This window comes from Streptococcus oralis, from assembly GCF_001578945.1.
GTDB lineage: Bacteria > Bacillota > Bacilli > Lactobacillales > Streptococcaceae > Streptococcus > Streptococcus oralis_Q.
Genome location: NZ_KQ969551.1, coordinates 222,530 through 225,167 on the forward strand (window position 1 = coordinate 222,530; position 2,638 = coordinate 225,167).

Here is a 2,638-nt window from a genome sequence, read left to right on the forward strand (position 1 = left end):
CCTGCTTTTGTACATGGAGGCCCGTTTGCCAACATTGCTCATGGATGTAACTCTGTCTTGGCAACGACAACAGCCCTTCACTTGGCTGATTACACAGTTACTGAAGCCGGTTTTGGTGCGGACCTTGGTGCTGAGAAATTCCTCGATATCAAGACACCAAACTTGCCAACTTCTCCAGATGCAGTTGTTATCGTCGCAACCCTTCGTGCCCTTAAGATGAATGGTGGCGTAGCTAAGGATGCTCTTACAGAAGAAAATGTAGAAGCAGTTCGCGCAGGTTTTGCCAACTTGAAACGCCACGTTGAGAACATCCGTAAGTTTGGTATTCCAGCAGTCGTTGCGATTAACGAATTTGTCACTGATACAGAAGCAGAAATTGCAGTTTTGAAAGAACTTTGTGCTTCAATCGATGTTCCAGTTGAACTAGCAAGTGTCTGGGCGAATGGGGCTGAAGGTGGCGTAGCGCTTGCGGAAACCATCGTTGAGACGATTGAAAAAAATCCTGCTAACTACACACGTCTTTATGACAACGATCTTTCTGTTCAAGAAAAGATTGAAAAAATTGTCACTGAAATCTACCGTGGTAGCAAAGTGAACTTTGAGAAGAAAGCTCAAACGCAAATTGCCCAAATCGTTCAGAATGGTTGGGACAAATTGCCAATCTGTATGGCGAAAACTCAGTACAGTTTCTCTGACAATCCAAATGCACTTGGAGCTCCAGAAAACTTTGAAATTACCATTCGTGAATTAGTACCAAAATTAGGGGCAGGTTTCATCGTTGCCCTAACAGGTGATGTCATGACCATGCCAGGCCTTCCAAAACGACCTGCCGCTCTCAACATGGATGTTGAAAGCGACGGAACTGTTCTAGGCTTGTTCTAGTAAATTGCAATTGATTTCAAATGAGTTTGGAAAAGCTTTCCAAGCTCATTTTCGATTTTAGAGAGGGGAATTTATGCCAACGATTCGTACAGTAAGGGAGTCTGATATTCCAGAACTACTTGCTATTTATGCTCCCTATGTCCTTAATACAGCCATTACATTTGAATACGAGGTGCCAAGTGTTGAAGAATTTCAAAGAAGAGTTCAAAAGACTTTGCTTAAATATCCTTATCTAGTGCTAGTGGAAGAAGGCAAAATTTTGGGATATGCCTATGCTTCCACCTATTATGATAGGAGAGCTTATGATTGGTCAGTTGAAGTGTCAATTTACTTGCATCAAGAAGCCAAAGATCGAGGGTTAGGGAGTCTACTCTATGACTATCTGGAGGAAGAACTAGTGTCTAGGGGTTACTTACGCTTCTTAGCTTGTATTGCTTTACCGAATGATAGAAGCATTTCTCTTCACCAAAAGAGGGGCTATGAACAAGTAGCTCATTTCCCTAAGATAGGCTATAAGTTTGGAAAATGGCATGATATTGTTTGGATGCAAAAGTCATTGACTCCTCCTGATGATATGAGAGAATAGAATTCAACTCGCAACTAGTCTAGGTAAAGATATTTTCTCTGAATTCTGATATAATAGAAACATTGACTTCAAGAGTAAGGAAGAGAAAATGAACGCATTATTGAATGGAATGAATGACCGTCAAGCCGAGGCGGTGCAAACAACAGAAGGTCCATTATTGATCATGGCTGGAGCTGGTTCTGGAAAGACTCGAGTTTTGACTCACAGAATCGCCTACTTGATTGATGAAAAGATGGTTAATCCTTGGAATATCCTGGCCATTACCTTTACCAACAAGGCTGCGCGTGAGATGAAGGAGCGTGCTTATAGCCTTAATCCAGCAACCCAGGACTGTCTGATTGCGACCTTTCACTCCATGTGTGTTCGTATCCTACGTCGCGATGCGGATCATATTGGCTACAATCGGAATTTCACTATTGTAGATCCTAGTGAGCAACGAACTCTCATGAAACGCATTCTCAAGCAGTTGAACTTGGATCCGAAAAAATGGAATGAACGAACCATTTTGGGAACCATTTCCAATGCTAAGAATGACTTGATTGATGATGTGGCTTATGCTGCTCAGGCTGGTGATATGTATACGCAAATCGTAGCCCAGTGTTATACAGCCTATCAGAAAGAGCTTCGTCAGTCAGAGTCTGTTGATTTTGATGATTTGATTATGTTGACTTTGCGTCTCTTTGATCTGAATCCTGATGTTTTGACCTACTACCAGCAGAAGTTCCAGTACATCCATGTTGATGAGTACCAAGATACCAACCATGCCCAGTACCAACTTGTCAAACTCTTGGCTTCACGCTTTAAAAATATCTGTGTGGTTGGGGATGCGGACCAGTCTATCTACGGTTGGCGTGGGGCTGATATGCAGAATATCTTGGACTTCGAGAAAGATTATCCTCAAGCCAAGGTCGTTTTGCTAGAAGAGAATTACCGTTCAACCAAAACCATTCTTCAAGCTGCTAACGATGTTATTAAAAATAATAAAAACCGTCGTCCTAAGAATCTCTGGACTCAGAATGCCGATGGAGAGCAGATTATTTACTATCGTGCAAATGACGAACAAGACGAGGCTGTTTTTGTAGCCAAAACCATCGATGAACTTGGTCGCAGTCAAAACTTCCTCCACAAAGACTTTGCGGTTCTCTACCGTACAAACGCCCAGTCCCGTAC

3 protein-coding genes are annotated in these 2,638 nt (G+C 42.4%); all 3 read left to right on the forward strand.

Features of this window, described 5'->3' with window-relative positions; all coding sequences use genetic code 11:
* A partial coding sequence (locus SORDD16_RS03785) for a formate--tetrahydrofolate ligase (protein ID WP_128973463.1) occupies positions 1–882 on the forward strand: 882 nt, incomplete at its 5' end.
* 73 nt (positions 883–955) lie between these two features.
* Positions 956–1,468, forward strand: a complete 513-nt coding sequence (locus tag SORDD16_RS03790; RefSeq protein WP_061452435.1) for a GNAT family N-acetyltransferase — start codon at positions 956–958, stop codon at positions 1,466–1,468.
* Between the two features lie 88 nt (positions 1,469–1,556).
* Positions 1,557–2,638, forward strand: a 1,082-nt coding sequence (locus tag SORDD16_RS11650; RefSeq protein WP_241734010.1) for a UvrD-helicase domain-containing protein, incomplete at its 3' end; no start/stop codon positions are given.